The organism is Paraburkholderia guartelaensis (genome assembly GCF_004353905.1).
Classification (GTDB): Bacteria; Pseudomonadota; Gammaproteobacteria; order Burkholderiales; family Burkholderiaceae; genus Paraburkholderia; species Paraburkholderia guartelaensis.
In genome coordinates this window covers 57,163-75,551 of record NZ_SMOD01000029.1, presented here as the reverse complement: position 1 = coordinate 75,551, position 18,389 = coordinate 57,163, and the positions used below count along the sequence as shown (strand labels likewise).

19 protein-coding genes are annotated in these 18,389 nt (G+C 66.7%); 8 read left to right on the top strand and 11 right to left on the bottom strand.

Annotated elements, in window-relative coordinates; translation table 11 throughout:
- Positions 1 to 2: 2 nt before the first annotated feature.
- Positions 3 to 1,106: a saccharopine dehydrogenase family protein gene (locus E1N52_RS30340; protein ID WP_133186798.1), complete on the bottom strand. Its 1,104-nt coding sequence runs from the start codon at positions 1,104 to 1,106 to the stop codon at positions 3 to 5.
- A gap of 197 nt (positions 1,107 to 1,303) precedes the next feature.
- A complete protein-coding gene (locus E1N52_RS30335) occupies positions 1,304 to 1,768 on the bottom strand; it encodes an Lrp/AsnC family transcriptional regulator (protein ID WP_028207862.1) in 465 nt (154 codons plus the stop codon).
- Positions 1,769 to 1,994: 226 nt separating this feature from the next.
- On the opposite strand from E1N52_RS30335, the gene E1N52_RS30330 reads away from it, so the two are divergent.
- Entirely contained in the window at positions 1,995 to 2,546 is a 552-nt protein-coding gene (locus E1N52_RS30330) for a Spy/CpxP family protein refolding chaperone (RefSeq protein WP_133186796.1), read from the top strand.
- Between the two features lie 158 nt (positions 2,547 to 2,704).
- Positions 2,705 to 3,139, top strand: coding sequence for a PGDYG domain-containing protein (locus E1N52_RS30325; protein WP_133186794.1), 435 nt, complete (start codon positions 2,705 to 2,707; stop codon positions 3,137 to 3,139).
- 69 nt (positions 3,140 to 3,208) lie between these two features.
- Here E1N52_RS30325 and E1N52_RS30320 read toward each other — a convergent pair whose 3' ends face one another.
- The 8 genes from E1N52_RS30320 to E1N52_RS30285 form a co-directional block, all read right to left on the bottom strand.
- Entirely contained in the window at positions 3,209 to 3,574 is a 366-nt protein-coding gene (locus E1N52_RS30320; RefSeq protein WP_133186792.1) for a DUF3022 domain-containing protein, read from the bottom strand.
- Positions 3,575 to 3,607: 33 nt separating this feature from the next.
- Positions 3,608 to 4,417 (bottom strand): YhfC family intramembrane metalloprotease, encoded by an 810-nt coding sequence (locus E1N52_RS30315; protein WP_133186790.1) that lies wholly within the window; start codon positions 4,415 to 4,417, stop codon positions 3,608 to 3,610.
- Between the two features lie 159 nt (positions 4,418 to 4,576).
- The gene (locus E1N52_RS30310) at positions 4,577 to 5,674 is read right to left on the bottom strand and encodes a LacI family DNA-binding transcriptional regulator (protein ID WP_246089268.1); all 1,098 of its coding nucleotides are present in this window, start codon (positions 5,672 to 5,674) and stop codon (positions 4,577 to 4,579) included.
- Entirely contained in the window at positions 5,671 to 6,636 is a 966-nt protein-coding gene (locus E1N52_RS30305) for a 2-hydroxyacid dehydrogenase (protein ID WP_133186788.1), read from the bottom strand. Before E1N52_RS30305 ends, E1N52_RS30310 begins: the two co-directional genes overlap by 4 nt.
- A gap of 21 nt (positions 6,637 to 6,657) precedes the next feature.
- The gene (locus E1N52_RS30300; protein WP_133186786.1) at positions 6,658 to 7,941 is read right to left on the bottom strand and encodes an MFS transporter; all 1,284 of its coding nucleotides are present in this window, start codon (positions 7,939 to 7,941) and stop codon (positions 6,658 to 6,660) included.
- A gap of 100 nt (positions 7,942 to 8,041) precedes the next feature.
- Entirely contained in the window at positions 8,042 to 9,010 is a 969-nt protein-coding gene (locus E1N52_RS30295; RefSeq protein ID WP_133186784.1) for a sugar kinase, read from the bottom strand.
- 64 nt (positions 9,011 to 9,074) lie between these two features.
- A complete protein-coding gene (locus E1N52_RS30290) occupies positions 9,075 to 9,872 on the bottom strand; it encodes a TIM barrel protein (RefSeq protein ID WP_133186782.1) in 798 nt (265 codons plus the stop codon).
- 160 nt (positions 9,873 to 10,032) lie between these two features.
- The gene (locus E1N52_RS30285; protein ID WP_133186780.1) at positions 10,033 to 10,953 is read right to left on the bottom strand and encodes a LysR family transcriptional regulator; all 921 of its coding nucleotides are present in this window, start codon (positions 10,951 to 10,953) and stop codon (positions 10,033 to 10,035) included.
- A 145-nt stretch (positions 10,954 to 11,098) separates the two neighbouring features.
- Here E1N52_RS30285 and E1N52_RS30280 point away from each other — a divergent pair, with 145 nt between their 5' ends.
- The 6 genes from E1N52_RS30280 (at position 11,099) to E1N52_RS30255 (ending at position 17,552) form a co-directional block, all read left to right on the top strand.
- Complete coding sequence (locus E1N52_RS30280; RefSeq protein WP_133186778.1) at positions 11,099 to 12,175, top strand: YeiH family protein; 1,077 nt, start codon at positions 11,099 to 11,101, stop codon at positions 12,173 to 12,175.
- A 246-nt stretch (positions 12,176 to 12,421) separates the two neighbouring features.
- Positions 12,422 to 13,156, top strand: a complete 735-nt coding sequence (locus E1N52_RS30275; RefSeq protein WP_133186776.1) for a glutathione S-transferase — start codon at positions 12,422 to 12,424, stop codon at positions 13,154 to 13,156.
- 148 nt (positions 13,157 to 13,304) lie between these two features.
- Positions 13,305 to 15,050 carry a ClcB-like voltage-gated chloride channel protein gene (locus E1N52_RS30270; RefSeq protein WP_133186774.1) on the top strand — a complete coding sequence of 582 codons (1,746 nt, stop codon included), beginning with the start codon at positions 13,305 to 13,307 and terminating at the stop codon, positions 15,048 to 15,050.
- A 149-nt stretch (positions 15,051 to 15,199) separates the two neighbouring features.
- Positions 15,200 to 16,558 carry a C45 family autoproteolytic acyltransferase/hydrolase gene (locus E1N52_RS30265; RefSeq protein ID WP_133186772.1) on the top strand — a complete coding sequence of 453 codons (1,359 nt, stop codon included), beginning with the start codon at positions 15,200 to 15,202 and terminating at the stop codon, positions 16,556 to 16,558.
- A 247-nt stretch (positions 16,559 to 16,805) separates the two neighbouring features.
- Positions 16,806 to 17,078: a hypothetical protein gene (locus E1N52_RS30260; protein WP_133186770.1), complete on the top strand. Its 273-nt coding sequence runs from the start codon at positions 16,806 to 16,808 to the stop codon at positions 17,076 to 17,078.
- A gap of 243 nt (positions 17,079 to 17,321) precedes the next feature.
- Complete coding sequence (locus E1N52_RS30255) at positions 17,322 to 17,552, top strand: DUF2795 domain-containing protein (protein ID WP_133186768.1); 231 nt, start codon at positions 17,322 to 17,324, stop codon at positions 17,550 to 17,552.
- A 34-nt stretch (positions 17,553 to 17,586) separates the two neighbouring features.
- Here E1N52_RS30255 and E1N52_RS30250 read toward each other — a convergent pair whose 3' ends face one another.
- The gene (locus E1N52_RS30250) at positions 17,587 to 18,204 is read right to left on the bottom strand and encodes a TetR/AcrR family transcriptional regulator (protein ID WP_133186766.1); all 618 of its coding nucleotides are present in this window, start codon (positions 18,202 to 18,204) and stop codon (positions 17,587 to 17,589) included.
- Between the last annotated feature and the right edge of the window lie 185 nt (positions 18,205 to 18,389).

Here is an 18,389-nt window from a genome sequence, read left to right as displayed (position 1 = left end):
TATCAGGCCGCCACCTTCGCGCGGCTGTCGAGCGTCGCGCCTTCGTACACCTGACCAAAGCGGTTCGCAAGGAACTGCTGGAGCGACACCTGCTCCTGGCGCACGAATCCGGCTTGCGGCAGACGCTTTTCGCGGAACAGATCGAGCACCGCGCACATGGCGCCGGCCGTGGTGATCTGGATCGCGCTCATGGGCACGCCGCACACCGTCTTCGCGAAGATCTTGCGCGTGAACACTTCCTGCACGAGCTTGCCGTCGCGCATGCCGGTCACCGTCATGAAGATCAGCACGACGTCCTGCTCCGTGGCGGGCACCGAGCGGCGCATGATGGACTTGAGCGTGTCGCGGTCGCTGGAAAGGCGCAGGTCTTCGAGCAGGAACTGCATGAGCGCGCGATGACCCGGATAGCGCACCGACTTGTAGTCGAGCGACTCCACTTTGCCCGAAAGCGTCTCGCACAGCGTGCCCAAACCGCCCGAGGTATTGAAGGCCTCGTACTCCACGCCGTCGAGCGAGAAATGCTCGAGGCCTTCGAGCGGCTGCACCCACTGCGTGCGGCCTTCGCGGATCGCTTCGCACGGCTGGCAATACTCGTTGATGAGGCCGTCCACGCTCCACGTGAGGTTGTACTTGAGCGCGTTGGTGGGGAACTGCGGCAGCGCGCCTACGCGCATCTTGACGTCGCGAATCTCGGTGAAGCGGCTCGCGAGCGCATGCGCCGCAATGCCGATGAAGCCGGGCGCGAGACCACACTGCGGCATGAAGACATGATCGGCGCCCTCGGCCAGCGCACGGATCGCGTGGGTCGCGCGCACGTCTTCGGTCAGGTCGAAGTAATGAACGCCCGCGCCCTTCGCCGCCGAGGCGACATTCACAGCCAGGTAATACGGCAGCGCGTTGATCAGCACGTCGTAACCTTCCAGCGCGCCGCGCAGTGCGGCGGCGTCGCCGGAATCGACGCGCGCGGTTGGAATGCCCTGCGCCGCGAGCGGCTCGAGCGATTTCGCATCGCGGTCGAAAGCCGCGACTTCGTAGTCGCCGCTCTCGCGCAGCATATGGGCAATGGTGTGGCCGATCAGGCCGGCGCCTGCAATCGCAACTTTCATGTGTCATCTCCTTTGGTTTTCTATGCTTGGGGATGGGCAGCGCCCGCTCAAACACAGTCTAGGGAGAGACAAAAACGGTTTGTAGACGCAAAACGACGCGTTTCGACCGTGATTTTCGTCATTGTGACGATCGATTTCGTCGAAATGACGAAATCATGCGATATCGATGGAGAGTGCCCCGTCGGCCGGCCCGTATTTCAGCCCGTCACCGAGCCGCGATCGACCTTGCGCGCGAGCACGATCGACGTGGTCGTGCGCTCCACGCCGGGCATGCCGCCAATCTGGTCGAGCAGATCGTTGAGGCGGTCGGGCGAATCGGCGCGCAGCCACGCTACGTAGTCGTACTCGCCGCTCACCGCGCACAGCAACTGCACTTCGGGCATCTTGCCGAGGCGCTTTTGCACATCGGGCCCATGGCGCGGCGCGATGATGAGCCCGACCCACGCCTGCAGGCTCGCGTCGAGCACGTCCTGGCCAAGGCGTACCCCGTAGCCCGCGATCACCTGGGTGCGCTCGAGCCGCTCGATGCGCGCAAGCACCGTGGTGCGAGCGACGCCCAGGCGCCGTGCGAGATTCGCGACGCTTTCGCGCGCGTTTTCCTGCAGCAGCGCGACGAGGCTGCGGTCGAGGTCGTCGAGTTGATCGAGGCGCGGAGGTCTCATCGGGCGGCGGTCTGTATGGGAAGTCTGGACGGCGACATTATCGCGCGTGGTTGCGCGCGCCGGGCGGCGGTCGCGGCGCGCAAGCCATGCGCGACGGGTATTTCCACGCGTTTCGTTTGTAAGCAAGTGTCGCAGCCGGGGCGTGGCGTAGCGAGAACGTGGTACTAATAACGGCTGCAGGCATTCTGGCCATGCTACCCGCTACGAAATGATTCAAGGAGTCACAATGAAGAAAGCTTTCGTCATCCTTGCCGCCTCGCTCTCGATGAGCGGTGCGTTTGCGCAAAGCGCCGCTCCGGCCGCTTCGGATACCGCCGCCGCTGCGTCGAGCGCCGATGTGCGCGCCGCACAGCATCAGCAGCGTGTCGAGGAACGTATCACGTGGCTGCATACGCAGCTCAAGATCACGCCCGAGCAAGAACCGCAATGGAAGACGTTCGCCGACACCATGCGCAGCAACGGCGAGACCATGGCGAGTCTCTTCAAGCAGCGTGCTGAAAGCGAAAACTCGCGCAACGCGCTCGACGACATGAAGCAGTACGCGCAGATCGCCCAGGCGCACGCGGACGACATGCAGAAGCTGGTCTCGGCGTTCGAGCCGCTCTACACGAGCCTCTCGCCGGAACAGAAGAAGCTCGCCGATCAGGCCTTCCGCCACGGCAATGAGCACGGCCCGTCGGGCAAGCCGGCGCATCCGAAGCACAAGGGCAAGGCCAAGCCGTCCGCAGGCGCCGCAGCGAGCGACACCGAAGCGGCCAGCACGCCGGCCGCGCAGTAAGAAGAAGTCAGGCGCATCCGCCAATCGGGCCACGCTCCCATGCGTGCGCAACGGCCCGATCCAGGGTACCCTTGCGGACCGCGCGACGGCCGGGCAGTTTCGCCCGGCCGTCGCTTCTCTGGAATCCGTTTTTGTGAAGCCCGTCCGCTGCTGCCGCCATGATTGAACTGACCCAACTCGACCTGCGTGTCGACCCCGCCGCACAGCGCGTCGTCAAGGACGAGACCGTGAGCGTCGAGTTCGCAGCCGTTGCCGGCGAGCTGATGAGCCTCGAAGGCCCGAACCGCTATGCGCCCGGCGACGCGATCATCACCGGTTCGACCGGCGATCGCTGGGTCGTCTCGCGCGACCGGTTCGATGCGAAGTACCTGCCGGCGAGCGATACCCTCGCCCACGGCGACGCAGGCGCGTACCGCAACCACCAGGTCGTGGTGCTCGCCAGGCGCATGGACGAGCCGTTCACGCTCGTGCGTTCGGCAGGTGGCGACCGGCTCAGCGGCGTAGCCGGCGACTGGGTCATGCAGTACGCGCCCGGCGACTATGGCGTCGTGCAGGCTGCACGTTTCGCCAAGGTCTACAAGCTCGTCGACTGACTCGCAGCGCAACGCTGACCGGGCGCGATGCGCCCATCGCTTCAAGTCAACGCGCTTGAAGTCAACCCGCTACGCAAATTCTTCGTCCAGCGCGATCGTCACCTCGTGCGGCACGTCTTCGCCCTTCGCGTGCTGTTCCTCGAGCGATTCGATCGTCGCCTCCACGTAGGCCCGTAACACCGCGAAGCTGCGCCCGCGCAGCCGCGGCGGCAATGCGCGATAGCGTGCGAGCGCGGCGGGCGCGATTGCCACCGTGAGCGCCATGCGGCGCGCCTTCGAGCCGAAGCGCATCGCCACCCAGTGCACAACCAGTTGCGGCACGCCGTTCTCGTTCGGCTCTTCGGCAAAGCGCGTCTGCTCGGGAAAGATGTCGGCGATCACGCGGGCGAGCTCGTCGAAATCGGGGCTCGCGCATTCAAACAGATAGGCTTCCATTGATGCCAGAAAAAAGAAGTAAGACGCGCGCACTCAAGCCGCGCGTGCGACGCGCCGCTGCGGGCGGCACGTCCTGAAAAGCACGACGGCGACGACCACGGCCGCCACCACATACAAACTGTCCACGGCCACGAGCGGCACGACACGCGCCTGGTACATCGCGGCAGGCACGTCGATGAGCGCGTGCACGAGGATCGCGAGCGGCAAAATCCCCTTCCATCCCGCGCGCACGCCGCGCCACATCAGCACCGACAAGGCAATCTGGAACACGAACGCAGCCGTGCGCTCGAGCGCGAACACGCCCGCGAAGAGCGGCGAAAGGCTAGCGAGAATCAGATGCACGCGCAAGACCGAGTCCATCGTGAGATTGGAGAGATGCTCGTCGAGATCGCCGCGATTCGCGAGCACCGCGAACACGATCCATTGCAGCTGCACGAGCACGCCGACGAACCACGCCTCTGCGCCCGCATGGCCGATGCCGTAGCCGAAGGCCGTGCTGTCTGCGGGCGCGTTGGGCTTGCCCGCGCCGCGGCGCGCGATGACCCGCATGGCGATATAGCGCCCGACCTCCTCGCACACGCCCGCGGCGAGCGCTCCGTACAGCACGAAGAAAACAGGATTCGAAAGGACCTGCGCGACGGCGGCGTTGCCGTGCAGCATGTAGTCGTTGATGGCGCGCTCGATCACAGTCGCGAACAACGCGAAGATGGCGACGCCCGTGATCGTATCGCGCCAGTCGAGCGCGAACGGCACGCGCAGCCGGCGATAGAGCGATACGGGCAAGGCGGCGACGAACAGCGTCGCGAGCGAAAGGCAGACGAGCGTGATCGGGGCTACGGACATGGGCTTCCTTATGACGTTCGGCACGCAAGCACGCGCGCCGCAGCCCGAATGATCGCAGATATTGACGCCTGCGCGCAGGCCCGGCTGCGCGAGAGGCTCGCAATCGCGCAGCCGGAACGCTCAGTCAGCCCGCAATCCGTGCCCTCGATACCGCTGTAGTCACCCCAGCGTCGAGGCCCTCACCACCAGTTCGCCCTCGAACGCCGCAGCGCGCGCCTTGGGTGCCGCGCCCTCGATGCGCTCGTGCAGGAACTCCACCGCGCGATAGCCGATCTCGCGCGTAGGCTGGCGGATCGTCGTGATGCCGGCAAGTTCGGCCCATTCCGGATCGTCAATCGCGACGAGCGCCACGCGCTGCTGCCACTGCGCGCCGAGGGCGGCCTTCAAATGCAAGGCGAGGCGCAGCGCTACCGGCGCGTTGGCCGCGAACAACGCGCAACGCGCACCACGCGCGAGCGCCTGGGCCACGTGGGTGTCGAGTGTCGCGAGTGCGGCTTGCACGGCGGCTTCGTCGTGGAGATCGAGCACGTGCGTGAGGCCGCGGGCCGCGCCTTTGGTCGCCTGCATCGACTCGCGAAACGCCGCTTCGCGCTCGCGCCGCGAACTCACCTGCTCGAACGGCTGCACGACGAACACGATGTCGTCGTAGCCGCGCGCAAGCAGATGCTCGGTGCCGACGCGCACGGCCGCCGCGTTGTCGAGGCCGACCATGTCCGCATCCAGGCCGTCGACGGTTCGGTCGATCAGCACGGCCGGAATGCCGCCGCTGCCCACGGGTTTCAGCATCGATTCACGCACGCCGAGTGCATTGACGATCACGCCTTCCACGCGATACGTGGTGAGCAGTTGCAGATAGCGCCGCTCCATGTCGATTTCGTTCGCCGCGTGGCAGATGAGCGGCATGTAGCCGAGCGCGTGACACGCCTCCTCCACGCCCTGCAGAATCTCCACCGAATAGGGATTGGCGAGATCGGCGAGCAACAGGCCGAGCAGACGGTTGCGGCCGCGCTTGAGCCCGCGCGCCATCTGGTTGGGGCGATAGTCGAGCCGCTCGATCGCCGCCTCGATGCGCGCGCGCAGGTCGGGCGAAAGCACACCCAGCTCGCCGTTCAGATAGCGCGAGATGCTGGTCTTGCCGGTGCCGGCTTCGCGCGCCACATCGCTGATGGTCGCGCGGCGCGGCGCCGTGGCCGCGGCGCCCTTTTCCGCCGTATCGACGTCACGCTCGCGATCCGCGCCGCCCGCAGCCATGCTCATCGCGCGAGCACGTCGCGGTTGACGACGTTCACATCGAGCGTGCCAGCAAGCGCCGCGACGAGGTTTTCCGCCGCGCAGCGCGCCATCGCGTGACGCGTCTCGTGCGTGGCCGAACCGATGTGCGGCAGCGCCACCACGTTCCGCATGCTCAGGAGCGGCGACGCGGGATCGATCGGCTCGCGCTCGAACACGTCGAGTCCCGCGCCGTGGATCGTGCCCGCTTCGAGCGCTGCGATCAGGGCTTTTTCATCGACGGTCGCACCGCGCGAGGCGTTGATGAGAATCGCGCTCTTCTTCATCTTCTTCAGCTGCTCTGCGCCGATCAGGTGGCGCGTGGCGTCGGTGAGCGGCACCTGGAGGCACACGAAGTCCGAGCTTGCGAGCAGTTCGTCGAGCTCGACACGGCGCGCGCCATAGTTGCGCTCGGCCGCTTCGTTCGGACTGCGGTTCGTGTAGAGCACCTTCATGTTGAAGCCGAGCGCCGCGCGCCGCGCCACGGCGCCGCCGATGCGCCCGAGCCCCACGATGCCGAGCGTTTTGCCCTGCACGTCCACGCCGAATTGCGCCGGGCCGATGCTGCCCTTCCAGTGACCCGCCTTGACCCAGTCGGCCAGCTCGACCACGCGGCGCGCGCTCGCAAGGATCAACGAGAAGACAGTGTCGGCCGTCGATTCGGTCAGCACGTCGGGCGTGTGGGCGAGCACGATGCCGCGCTTGGTGAGATCGGACACGTCGAACTGGTCGTAGCCCACGGAGATCGTGGAGAGCGCCTTCACGCGCGAACCGTCCAGCATCGCCGGCGTGATCTTCACACTCGCGCCGATCGCGCCGTCGGCGTCCTTTAGCGCGGCGGCGAGTGCGCCGGGCTGGTCGGCATCGACGTCGATCAGTTCGGCATGCTCGCGCAGATAGTCGGCGACATCGGCGGGCAAGGCTTTGTAGACAACGATTTTCGGCTTCATAAGTGCGCTAGAAAGGAGAGGTTATTTTCCGTGAGCCGGCGATGCATAAGCACGGGCCGCGGCGCGCTGCGGCTTGACGGCGAGCGTGAGGCCCACCGAAACGAGCAGCGCCACGCTCATGAACGCATAGGATGCCGCAGGCGAGCCCGTCGCGCCATTCAGATACCCGACCACATAGGAGCCGACGAACGAGCCGAGCGCGCCCATGCTGTTGATGAGCGCCATCGCGCCGCCGGCCACGTTCTTCGGCAGCAGTTCCGGCACGATCGCGAAGAACGGGCCATACGGCGCGTACATCGCCGCGCCCGCCACCACGAGCAGCGCGTACGAGATCCAGAAGTGCGTCGAGCCGAGCGCGTAGGAGAGCGCGAAGGCCAGTGCGCCGACCAGCAGGAACGGCCACACGAAGGCGCGGCGATTGTCGAGCTTGTCCGACGCCCACGAGGCAGCGAGCATCGCAATAGTCGCCGCGAGGTACGGCACCGCGGAGAGCCAGCCCGTTTCGACCATGCCGAGCGCCGAGCCATTTTTCACGATCGAGGGCAGCCACAGCACGAAGCCGTACACGCCAATGCTCCAGCAGAAGTACTGCGCCGAGAGCAGCATCACGGCAGGCGTGCGGAACGCCTCGGCGTAGTTGCGCACCGGCTTGATGGCGGCCTGCTCGGCGCGCATCGCGGCGTCGAGCGCGCGCTTTTCATCGTCGGAGAGCCAGGTGACCTGCGAGGGCTTGTCGCGCACGAGCAACCACCAGCACACGGCCCACACGACAGCCGGCACGCCTTCCGCGATGAACATGTGACGCCATCCGAAGGCATGCACGAGATAGCCCGAGACGACCGACATCCACAGCACCGTGACCGGATTGCCGAGGATCAGGAACGTGTTGGCGCGCGAGCGCTCCTTCTTCGTGAACCAGTTGCTGATGAAGATGAGCATGGCGGGCATCACGGCCGCCTCGACCACGCCGAGCACGAAACGGATCGCCATGAGCGACGGAATGTTCGTGACGACGCCCGTGAGCGCGGCGCAGCCGCCCCACAGCACGAGGCTCGCGAACACGAGCGTGCGCACGCTGCGGCGCTCCGCATACACGGCGCCCGGCAGCTGGAAGAAGAAGTAGCCGAGGAAGAACAGCGCGCCGATCAGCGACGAGAGCCCCGGGCTGATGCCGAGATCGCGATTGATGCCGGCCGCCGAGGCGAAGCCGTAGTTGGCGCGGTCAAGGTAGGCGAGGCTGTACGTGATGAACACGATCGGCATGATTGCCCACCAGCGGCGTGGCGCGAGCGAGGTTGAGGTCATCGGTGTCTCCAGTTCAATGGGGGCTCGGTACCTGTCAGTTCCGCCCTCTGGTCTCATGTCATTCGGCGCGCCGCGCTAAGGCGTTGCGCCGCTTGTTCCGCTATGCGGCTGCCTGCGCTTGCGCGCTTTCGAGCGCATCGAGCTGCGCGCGCGTCGGCAACCCTTCCGAGTCGCCGATCACCTGGACAGCCAGCGCGCCGATGCGGTTGCCACGAGCGACGGCCGCAGCAAGCGGGCGTCCTTCGAGCAGCGCGCTCACCACGCCCACCGCGAAGCCGTCGCCGGCACCGACGGTATCGACCACGCGCTCCACGCGCTGCGCCGCGACGCGGCCCTGCTCGCCTTCGGCCGTGGCGTAGTAAGCGCCTTCTGCGCCGAGCTTGACGATCACGCCGCGCGCGCCGCGCGCAAGATAGAACTGCGCGATGGCTTCCGGGTCGTCCGAGCCCGTCAGCACGCGGCCTTCGCCGACGCCGGGCAGCACCCAGTCGGCGAAGCTCGCGAGTTCGTTGAGCGTGCCAACCATTTCGGCTTGCGAGCCCCAGAGCGTCGGGCGCAGATTCGGGTCGAACGAGATCGTGCGGCCCGCGGCGCGCATCTCGTGAGCAAGCTTGAACGCCAGTTCGCGCGACGACGAGGAGATCGCGGGCGCCACGCCGCTCAGGTGCAGATGGCGCGCGCCGAGCACATAGTCGGCCTGATAGTCGCAAGCCGAGAGCTTGCTCGCCGCCGAACCGCGGCGGAAGTATTCGACAGCGGGATCGCTGCCGTCGTCGTTCTTCGACTTCAGCTGGAAACCGGTCGGAAAACGCGTGTCGGTGCTTACGCAGCGCGCGTCGATGCCTTCGTGCGCGAGCACGTCGCGCACGAACTCGCCGAACGAATCGGCGCCCACGCGGCTCATCCAGCCCACCTTGAAACCGAGGCGCGCGAGGCCGGTCGCGACATTGAGTTCCGCGCCCGCCGCGCGCTTCGTGAAATGCGTGACCTGGGCGAGCGGCCCCGGCTCCGTGGCGACGAACATCGCCATCGCTTCGCCGTAGGTGATGACATCGAGTGCTTCGGTCATGAGATGCGTTCCTGATGAATCGTATGGAGAGTCTGGGGCTCGGCTTCGAGACTTCGCGCGGTGCTCAGGCGGCCGCGAGCCATTCGACGTAATGCGCGGCGTCGTCTTGCACGCGCGCCGGATCGAACGGAAATTCGATGCCGCGCGGCACGTGCGTCGGCAGCAGCGCGAGTGCGGCGCGGCACAGCGTGTCGTCGTCATCCGGCGCGGCGGCAAAGCGGCGTGCGCCCTCGCCTACCACGGCCTTGCAATGGATGTATTCGACGTACGGCGCGAGCGCGGCGGCAGCGAGCAGCGGCGGCTCGCCCGGCCATTGCCAGTTGCCGATGTCGAATGTCATGCCGATCACGCCCGGTGCGCCACCATCGCGCAACGCGTTGAAAAGGCCGATGAACTGGTCGAGCTTGCCGCCCTGCTCGAGCTGGCCGTTCTCGACGACGACGCGCGGGCCGTGGCTCGCTTCAGCGGTGTCGCCCGTGCGCGCGCCCAGTTCGTCGAGCAGGCTCGCGAGGCGCGCCGCGCTGGCGTCACCCGCAAAACCGCCGAGTTGCAGCTTCACGAAACGCGCCCCGAGCGCACGACCCGCGGCGACCGCGGCGCCAAGCGCCGCCTCGTCGAGCGCGCCATCCTCGCCATACAACGCGTCCGGCGTGGACCAGACGCGCCACAAACCCTCGTTCGCGAGCGCTGTTCCGAGCGCGCGCAGCGCTTCGGGCTGCGCGTCGGCATCGTGCATCAGCTCGCGCCGCACTTCGAACGCGTGAGCGCCCGCGCGCCGCGCCGGCCGGCTCCACGCCGCGTGACCGTCACGCCAGATTGCCTGCGCGCCGAACGCGCTCGCCACGATTGCTACTTCCGCCATTGCCTTCTTCCTGTTGACTGCCACCCGCGCGTACTTTGCGTTTCTTGGAACCGGTTCCAAATCCAGTCCAAAAAAAAGCGCCTGCGCGCCGGTTGGTTACGGCGGATAGTGCGCGCTAGCCGCTCACGCCGCCATTCTGGATTGCCCTGGGTCAGATGAATCAGGCGCCTGGAACGTCGGCGAGACACAGTTCCAGGAAGCGCTGCGCGACGCGCGACGCCGCGCCCGCGTGCGGCACCAGGATCGAGAAGCGCCGCGCGAGCGGCTTGGGGCCAAGGCTGATCTGCCGCAACGCACCATTCTCGTGACGCATCGACATGGCCGAGACGAAGCCGATGCCCATGCCCGCGCGCACCGCCTCCTTCACACCCTCCACGCCCGCGATCTCCAGCGCCACGCGCATGGGCACCCCCGCGCGTGCGAACGCGCGCTCGACCACCTGGCGCACGCCCGAGCCATCCTCGCGCAGGACGAGCGGCCACTGGGCGAGCGCTTCCACGGTGATGGCCGGCATTGCTCCAGCCGCATCGCCTTGCGCGTCGAGCTGCGACGCCAGCGCGTGCGAGCGCGGCACGATCGCGACGATTTCGTCCTCGTGCCAGGCATGCACGGCGGTATCCGGCGGCAACTGCTCGCCCACCGGGCCTTCGATCAGTGCGATATCGACCGCGCCGAGCATGCCCACGACGTCCGTCGAATTTCCGCTCGACGTTTCGAGCTTGACCTGCGGATAGCGGCCGTGGAACTGCGCCACCAGATACGGCAGCCGGTAGCTCGCGGGCGTGGTGGTCGCGCCGATGCGCAGCGTGCCGCGCTCGAGGCCGCGCAACGCGTCGCGGTAGGCGAGCGCGTCGCGCCAGGTGTCGCGCAGGCGCGCCGCGTAGCCCGCAAGTTGTTCGCCTGTGGGCGTGAGGCGCACTCCCCGGCCATCGCGCTGATAGAGCGGCTCGCCGATTTCCTCCTGCAGCAGCCGCAACTGGCCCGAAACGGCCGGCTGCGACAAATGCAATGCCAGCGCAGCTCGACTGATATTGAGATGCTCGGCGACGGCAGCGAAAGTTATCAGTTGTTCCGGGGTCATCGTGGAAAACCATCGTGTTGTCCTATATATTACTTCACAAATCACGATTTTTCATATCGATATATCTAAATTAGGATTAGGCCATTCGATAGCGACCTGTTCGCTACCCCATTTTTCGACCGGCTCGCCCGGTAGAGAGGCCGTCATGTCTACACCCAGTCTTGCGCACGCATCATCGCCGTCCACCCGCGGGCAGCTCAACGGCGTGCTGTTCGTCGCGCTCTTCGCGGCGGCCGTCACCAGCGTCGCTTCGCTGCCCGCCATCGCCGGGCTCGGCATGAGCCCGCTGATCGTCGGCATCGTCGCGGGTGCGGTCTATGGCAATGCGCTGCGCGACGGCATGCCCGAAAGCTGGGCCGCCGGTGTGAACTTCTCCGCGCGCAAGCTGCTGCGCATCGCCGTGGCGTTCTTCGGGCTGCGCGTGAGCCTGCAGGAAATCGCCCAGGTCGGCGTGCCGGGGCTCGTCGAATCCGTCGTGATCGTCGTGAGCACGCTCCTGATCGGCACCTGGGTTGGCATGAAGCTCCTCAAGCTCGATCGCGACACCGCCATCCTCACGGCGGCCGGCAGCGCGATCTGCGGCGCAGCGGCCGTGCTCGCCTTCGAATCCACGCTGCAATCGAAGCCGCACAAGAGCGCCATGGCTGTCGGCAGCGTCGTGCTGTTCGGCACCCTTTCGATGTTCCTCTACCCGGTGCTGTTCCGCGCGGGCTGGCTGCATCTGGATACGCTCGGCGCGGGGCTCTTCTTCGGCGGCACGATCCACGAGGTCGCGCAGGTGGTGGGCGCGGCGAGCAATGTGAGCCCGGAGGCCACGCACATCGCCACCATCGTCAAGATGACGCGCGTGATGCTGCTCGTGCCGGTGCTGCTCGTGCTCGGCGTGTGGCTCAATCGCTCGGCGCGCAGCAAGGCAGCGGCAGACGGCCACGCCAGCCACGGCGGCGCGCGTAAGCTCGCGGTGCCCTGGTTCGCGCTCGGCTTCCTCGCGCTCGTGATCGTCAATTCGCTCCACGTGCTGCCCGAAACGGCCACCCACGCGGTCAACACGCTCGACACCTTCGCGCTCACGATGGCGATGACGGCGCTCGGCATCGAGACGCGCGTCTCGCAGATTCGCCAGGCCGGCCCGCGGGCGCTGACCGCCGGCTTCATCATCTACCTCTGGCTGGTCGGCGGCGGTCTCGCGATCACCTGGGGCGTGCAGCGCCTGTTCGGATGATCCGGCGCCCAAGGGCCACGCGCCCCGACCCGAGTCCCTGTGCGCCGGCGCTGCCGGCCACCGGCCCCGCATGCGGCGGGGCTTTTTGCGTTTCTGCGCGCGGCGCCCTTGCGCCATCGAGCGAGCGTGCGCCACGCGCGAACCAGGCGCGACCGTTGCGAGCGATACTGTGCGTTGCCGCCCGTTGCGTGGGCGGCGGCCGCGCAGGCCGTGGCGAGCACGGCCATGAACGCAAGGGGACGACCGATGGCATACGAGCTCTATTACTGGGACGGTCTGCAGGGCCGGGGCGAATTCGTGCGGCTCGCGCTGGAAGAGGCGCAGGCGCCCTACGTGGACGTGGCGCGCGGCGAGAAGAAGGACGGCCTCGGCATCGGCGCGATGATGGGCGAACTGGAGAGCGCCGAGCCGTATCCGCCCTACGCCCCGCCCTTTCTCAAGGACGGCGACCTGATCGTGCCGCAGACCGCCAATATCCTTTTCTATCTCGGCCCGAAGCTCAAGCTCGCGCCGCGCGACGAGGGCTTGCGCGTCGTGGCGAACGGGCTGCAGCTCACGATCGCGGACCTCGTGACCGAGGCGCACGACACCCATCATCCGATCGCAAGCGGCCTCTACTACGAGGACCAGAAGGATGCGGCGAAGGCGCGCTCGGCGGATTTCATCGCGCATCGCATTCCGAAATTCATGAGCTATTTCGAACGCGTGCTCGCGCAGAATCCGGACGGCCCGCGCCACATGGTGGGCAACTTGCTCACTTATGTCGATCTGTCGATGTTTCAGATCGTCGAGGGCCTGCGCTACGCGTTTCCAAAGGCGACGAAGCATTTCGCGGACCACTATCCGCATGTCGTCGCGCTGCGCGACGCGGTGGCGAAGCGCCCGCATATCGCCGCTTATCTCGACTCGGAGCGGCGGCTGCCGTTCAACGAAACGGGCATCTTCCGGCACTACCCCGAACTCGACCGGGCCATGCGCTGAGCGCGCGCGGGCCGTGGAAGGTATCCGCAGTCGCCTGGTTTCGTGCATGCGGCACGCAATTGCCGCAGCGCACCCGTTATGCTTCCCGCCGCACGTCGCGCCCCGCGCACGTGCGGTTTTCTTTCACCCGTAACCTGACCTGCCCGCCGTGCTGTCATTCCTGCTGAAACTGCGCACCCGCGCCCGCGATCTCTTTCGCCTGTCCGACGCCCATACGATGCTGATCTGGTCGGTCATCGTCGGCGTGGCGGGTGCGTTTGCGACCGTGATCTTTCGCGAGGGCATCGCGCATGTGCAAATGCTCTTCACGGGCAGCGAAGGCAGCCTCGTCGAGATGGCGCGCCACCTGCCGTGGCACCGGCGTATCTGGATGCCGGCCGTAGGCGGCTTCATCGCGGGATGCCTGCTGCTGCTCGCGCGGCGCAAGGCGCCCAGCAGCAACGGCAAGGCGATGCACGCCGACTACATCGAGGCGGTGGCGATCGGCGACGGCGTCATGCCGGTGGGCACGAGCATCTGGCGCAGCCTCTCGTCGCTCTTCACGATCGCGAGCGGCGGCTCGATCGGCCGTGAAGGCCCGATGGTGCAGCTCGCCGCCCTCGCCGCCTCGCTGATCGGCCGCTGGGTCCACTTCGATCCGTCGCGGCTGCGCCTGCTCGTCGCGTGCGGCGCGGCGGCCGGTATCACCTCGGCGTACAACGCGCCCATCGCCGGCGCCTTCTTCGTGACCGAAATCGTGCTCGGCTCCATCGTCATGGAAAGCTTCGGGCCGATCGTCGTTTCCTCCGTGGTCGCCAACATCACCATGCGCGAGTTCGCGGGCTACAAGCCGCCGTACGAGATGCCCGTGTTCCCGCCGGTGACGGGTGTCGAGGTGCTGCTCTTCGTGGCGCTCGGCCTGCTGTGCGGCGCGCTCGCGCCGCAGTTCCTCATGATGATGGCCACCGCGAAAAAAGGCTTTGGCCGCATCAACGCGCCGCTGCCCGTGCGGCTCGCGCTCGGCGGTCTCGTGGTCGGCATCCTTTCCGTGTGGACGCCCGAGGTGTGGGGCAACGGCTATAGCGTCGTGAACTCCATCCTCCATTCGCCGTGGACCTGGACCGCGCTCGCCACGGTGCTCGTTTTCAAGCTCATCGCGACGGCCGCGACGGTTGGCTCGGGCGCCGTGGGCGGCGTGTTCACGCCGACGCTCTTCATGGGCGCCGTGCTCGGCTGCCTGTTCGGCCAGGGCATGCACGCGCTCTGGCCCGACGGCACCTCCGCGTCGTACGCCTACGCGATGGTGGGCATGGGCGCGTTCCTCGCGGGCGCGACCCAGGCGCCGCTCATGGCGATCCTGATGATCTTCGAGATGACGCTGAGCTACCAGGTGGTGCTGCCGCTCATGCTCTCGTGCGTGGTTGCGTATTTCGTCGCGCGCGCGATCGGCAAGGCGTCGATGTACGAAATCACGCTGCATCGCAACCGCGAGGAAGCCGAACGCATGCGCCTGCGCATGACGCAGATGCGCGAGCTGGTGCGCCCCGCGCAGACGGTCGTGCTGGAGAGCGCCACGGTGCAGGAGATGACGCGCGTGTTCCTCGAATATCCGGTCAAGTACCTCTACGTGACCGACGAGACGGGGCGCTTTCTCGGCGCGGTTGCGCTGGCCGACATCACGTCGGACCTGCTGCAAAAGCGCGACACCGCGAACAAGCACGCCCGCGACTACCTGAAGCCGACGTTCGACGTGCTCACGCCCGACATGCCGCTCGCCGTCGGCCTGCAGCACTTCATGTCGTTTCAGGGCGAGCGTCTGCCCGTGGTCGAAAGCACGCGCGAGCCGACGCTCGCGGGCGTGGTGTACAAGACTTCGCTGCTCGACGCCTATCAGCGCATGAACGCGGAGCGGTAGGCTTCGCCGGCGCGCGAGGTGCGTGGCAAAGCGCAACGGATTTTCTAGAATCTAGAGGGAAACGCGCTACGCAGCCCATGCCGTGCGCCTGCGTACGAACGCGCGCGCAGAAGGCAGCGAGAATCGACGGGGGGATGACCGGAGCGAAGATGAGCGAACCCTCACTCGAAGCCGTACGCCGCGACCACGCGGGCTGGATATTCGTGCACTTGCAGGGCGAGCCCTACGACCGGGGCGAGCAGCACGGCAAATTGCTCGCCAACGAAATACGCAACGCGATTCGCACCGCGCGCTACCTCGCGAAATGGGACACAGGCGAGGACTTCGACACCTTCGTCAACGCGGCGATCGTGCAGTTCGCGCCGCGCCTCGACACCGAATTCGCCGACGAGATCCAGGGCATCGCCGACGGCGCCGGTCTGAAGTTCGCCGAAGTGCTCGCCTGGAACGGCTACATGGACCTGCTGCAGAGCTGGTGGCCGGTTCATGCCGCAGCGCAGCAGGGGGCACAGGGGCAAGGCGCCGTGCGCCCGTGGCGCGGGCGGCGGGGCCACCACTGCAGCGCCTTCATCGCCACGGGCAGCGCGACGCGCGACGGCCGCATCGTCATGGCGCACAACTCGTGGGACCGCTACGCGGCCGGCGACGCCTTCAACATCGTGTTCGATATCGTGCCCGACTCGGGGCACCGCATCCTCATGCAGGGCCTGCCCGGCTGCATCTCGAGCCTCACCGACTTCTGGATCAACGGCGCGGGCCTGATGGTGACGGAGACGACCATCTCGAACTTCGTCGGCTACCGCGCGAACGGCGCCCCCGAGTTCTATCGCTCGCGCCGGGCGACGCAGTATGCGTCGAGCATCGCGCAGTGGTGCGAGATGTTCGCGCAGGCGAACAACGCGGGCTACGTGAACAGCTGGCTGCTCGGCGACACCAAAACGGGCGAGATCGCGCGCTATGAACTGGGCCTGCAGCATGCAGGCTTCGAAAGCACGAAAGACGGCTTCTACAGCGGTTTCAACGCGGCGACGGACCTCAAGATCCGCAACCAGGAATGCACCGGCGAAGCCGACGACTACACCGACGTGCGCCGCAATGGCGCGCGCCGCCTGCGCTTCATGCAACTCGCGCAGGAGCATCGCGGCGCGATCGACGCCGAACTCGCGAAAGCGATGATCGCGGACCACCACGACGTCTACCTCGAGCGCAGCGACAACCCGTGCTCGCGCACGATCTGCGGCCATCTCGAACTCGACGACGCGCGCTTCGGCGGCGCAGACCACGGGCCGTTCAACCCATGGGGCGCGAACGACGGCAAGGTGGTCGACAGCGAAATGGCGCGCGATCTGTCGTTCTGGGCGCGCTGGGGCCATCCGTGCGGCCGCCCGTTCGACGCCCAGGCATTCATGCAGCGCCATCCGCAATGGAACTGGCTCAACGGCTATATGCGCGACCGCCCGTCGTGGCCCTGGACGCGTTTCGAGGCGCTGCGCGGGCCCTCGCTTTAATCCCGCGTAACGGCGGCGCCGGTAAAAAAGCACGCGCGTTCGAGACGTGTCGGCTCATTTCCTGCCATCATGGTATTTCCGTATGCGCCTCGCGCACATGAGCCGTCCAGGCGGCTCGTTGCGCCTTCGCGTAGCGGCGCGCCGGGCCGCCCCGGCTGGCGCGGCTGCCTGCACTGCCACCCACGCTGGCGGATGCGGTACGGCGCTTGCTGCGACCTATGGGCCGCATGAGAAAGGAGGTCGAGCGATGAAAACCTCGACACTGATGACCACCGTGCTGTTGTCGGCGTCTTGCTTCGCCGCTCCGGTACGCACCGCGCAGGACTCACCGGTCACCCAGACCAGCGCGCACATCCCGCTCGCGAGTGGACAGTCCCACGCCTACGACGCCCCCGTGGCGCCCCCCGCCCCCAACGTGCCTGTAACCGCAAACGGTCCGCAACACTGGGAGTACCTCACGCTGCCCAAGTCGCATCGGCTGGACAAAACGCTAAGCCCGGATCTGCACGAGCAGACCTGAGCCCAACCGTTACTCCCGTTTGCGAACAAGCGGCAAAGAAAGTGGCGCATGAGCGGCAAATGAGCAGCGCGTGCGCACGCCGCGAAGGCGTGCGAGGCGGATTGTGTATGCTTGTGGCGCGGCGCTAGCGCTGCGCGCTGCAATGCAAACAAAGCGCGAACAAAGTCTGAACAAAATCCGCACAACAAACGAGACGACGACGCGGACCGCCAACGCCGGCCGCCCGCGCAAAGGACGCCACGCATGTCAGCCTCTCGCATTCCTGACGAACCCATCGACCTGCAATTCGCCGACGTGCTGCGCGAAGTGCATTGGCCCGCCAACAAGGACGAACTCGTGGACGCCGCGCGCGACGCTGGCGCCAGCAACGAGGTGCTGGCGATCCTCGATGGCATGCCGGAGCAGGACTACCACGACGTCGCGTCCGTTACGCGGCTGATCGGCAGCAACTACGGCCCTGGCCTCGGCTCCTGAAGCACGCCCGCAGTGGGCTGCTTGCGCGCTGGACTCACGCGTCGCGGCCGAACACGACGCGCGCGAAAAAAGTCCCCAGTACCGATTCGACGACCGGCGGCGTGACGTGCTGCGGATCGGCAGTGGCGAGAAACTGCACGCCGTCGCACAGCCCGATCAGGCCAACCGCGAGCAATTCCGGGTCGAAGGGCACCGGCATGCCGAGGCGCGCGGCAAATTCCTCGATATACGCGGCAAGACTCTCGCGCTTTTCCTTCATGAACGCGTTAAAGCGCGTGCGAAAGCGTGCGTCGCGCGCGGCCAGCAGCTTGGCTTCCACCCACAGCAGGAAGACCTTGTTGTCCTGCGGCATGCGGCTGTAGTAGGACAGCACGCGCGCCTCCATCTGCTCGCGCGAGACCTCGGACTCGAAGATGGCGCGCAGGTCGGTCTGCATGGCTTCGTGATCGCGCCGCAGCAATTCCACGAGCAGGTCCGACTTGCCGGAAAAATTCGAGTAGAACGCGCCGCGCGTGTACCCCGCCGCGTGCGCGATGTCCTCGACGCTCGCGCCTACGAACCCTTTTTTCATGAACATGGCCTGTGCAGCGTCGAGCAGGCGCTCGCGCGTCTGGTCGCGGCTTTGTTCGCGGGTGAGTCGAATGCGCTTCATGGCGTGGGGCGTCGTTATGTGTCACGGATTGACGCGAGTCTAGCACTGAAACATTCCTCGGATTCAGTTTCGCACTCGGATACAAGGTTGTATTAGAATCCGACTCATCATCCCAAGTCCGGGTCGGCGCGCGAGCCGCGCCGCGCCCGCGACTCAACGGCGGCGCTATCGGTCTGGCGGTATTG

What these genes read in the sequence shown, in the direction of transcription:
- E1N52_RS30340 (WP_133186798.1), bottom strand. Translation starts at nt 1,106, where the DNA reads ATGAAAGTTGCGATTGCAGGCGCCGGCCTGATCGGCCACACCATTGCC.
- E1N52_RS30335 (WP_028207862.1), bottom strand. Translation starts at nt 1,768, where the DNA reads ATGAGACCTCCGCGCCTCGATCAACTCGACGACCTCGACCGCAGCCTC.
- E1N52_RS30330 (WP_133186796.1), top strand. Translation starts at nt 1,995, where the DNA reads ATGAAGAAAGCTTTCGTCATCCTTGCCGCCTCGCTCTCGATGAGCGGT.
- E1N52_RS30325 (WP_133186794.1), top strand. Translation starts at nt 2,705, where the DNA reads ATGATTGAACTGACCCAACTCGACCTGCGTGTCGACCCCGCCGCACAG.
- E1N52_RS30320 (WP_133186792.1), bottom strand. Translation starts at nt 3,574, where the DNA reads ATGGAAGCCTATCTGTTTGAATGCGCGAGCCCCGATTTCGACGAGCTC.
- E1N52_RS30315 (WP_133186790.1), bottom strand. Translation starts at nt 4,417, where the DNA reads ATGTCCGTAGCCCCGATCACGCTCGTCTGCCTTTCGCTCGCGACGCTG.
- E1N52_RS30310 (WP_246089268.1), bottom strand. Translation starts at nt 5,674, where the DNA reads ATGAGCATGGCTGCGGGCGGCGCGGATCGCGAGCGTGACGTCGATACG.
- E1N52_RS30305 (WP_133186788.1), bottom strand. Translation starts at nt 6,636, where the DNA reads ATGAAGCCGAAAATCGTTGTCTACAAAGCCTTGCCCGCCGATGTCGCC.
- E1N52_RS30300 (WP_133186786.1), bottom strand. Translation starts at nt 7,941, where the DNA reads ATGACCTCAACCTCGCTCGCGCCACGCCGCTGGTGGGCAATCATGCCG.
- E1N52_RS30295 (WP_133186784.1), bottom strand. Translation starts at nt 9,010, where the DNA reads ATGACCGAAGCACTCGATGTCATCACCTACGGCGAAGCGATGGCGATG.
- E1N52_RS30290 (WP_133186782.1), bottom strand. Translation starts at nt 9,872, where the DNA reads ATGGCGGAAGTAGCAATCGTGGCGAGCGCGTTCGGCGCGCAGGCAATC.
- E1N52_RS30285 (WP_133186780.1), bottom strand. Translation starts at nt 10,953, where the DNA reads ATGACCCCGGAACAACTGATAACTTTCGCTGCCGTCGCCGAGCATCTC.
- E1N52_RS30280 (WP_133186778.1), top strand. Translation starts at nt 11,099, where the DNA reads ATGTCTACACCCAGTCTTGCGCACGCATCATCGCCGTCCACCCGCGGG.
- E1N52_RS30275 (WP_133186776.1), top strand. Translation starts at nt 12,422, where the DNA reads ATGGCATACGAGCTCTATTACTGGGACGGTCTGCAGGGCCGGGGCGAA.
- E1N52_RS30265 (WP_133186772.1), top strand. Translation starts at nt 15,200, where the DNA reads ATGAGCGAACCCTCACTCGAAGCCGTACGCCGCGACCACGCGGGCTGG.
- E1N52_RS30260 (WP_133186770.1), top strand. Translation starts at nt 16,806, where the DNA reads ATGAAAACCTCGACACTGATGACCACCGTGCTGTTGTCGGCGTCTTGC.
- E1N52_RS30255 (WP_133186768.1), top strand. Translation starts at nt 17,322, where the DNA reads ATGTCAGCCTCTCGCATTCCTGACGAACCCATCGACCTGCAATTCGCC.
- E1N52_RS30250 (WP_133186766.1), bottom strand. Translation starts at nt 18,204, where the DNA reads ATGAAGCGCATTCGACTCACCCGCGAACAAAGCCGCGACCAGACGCGC.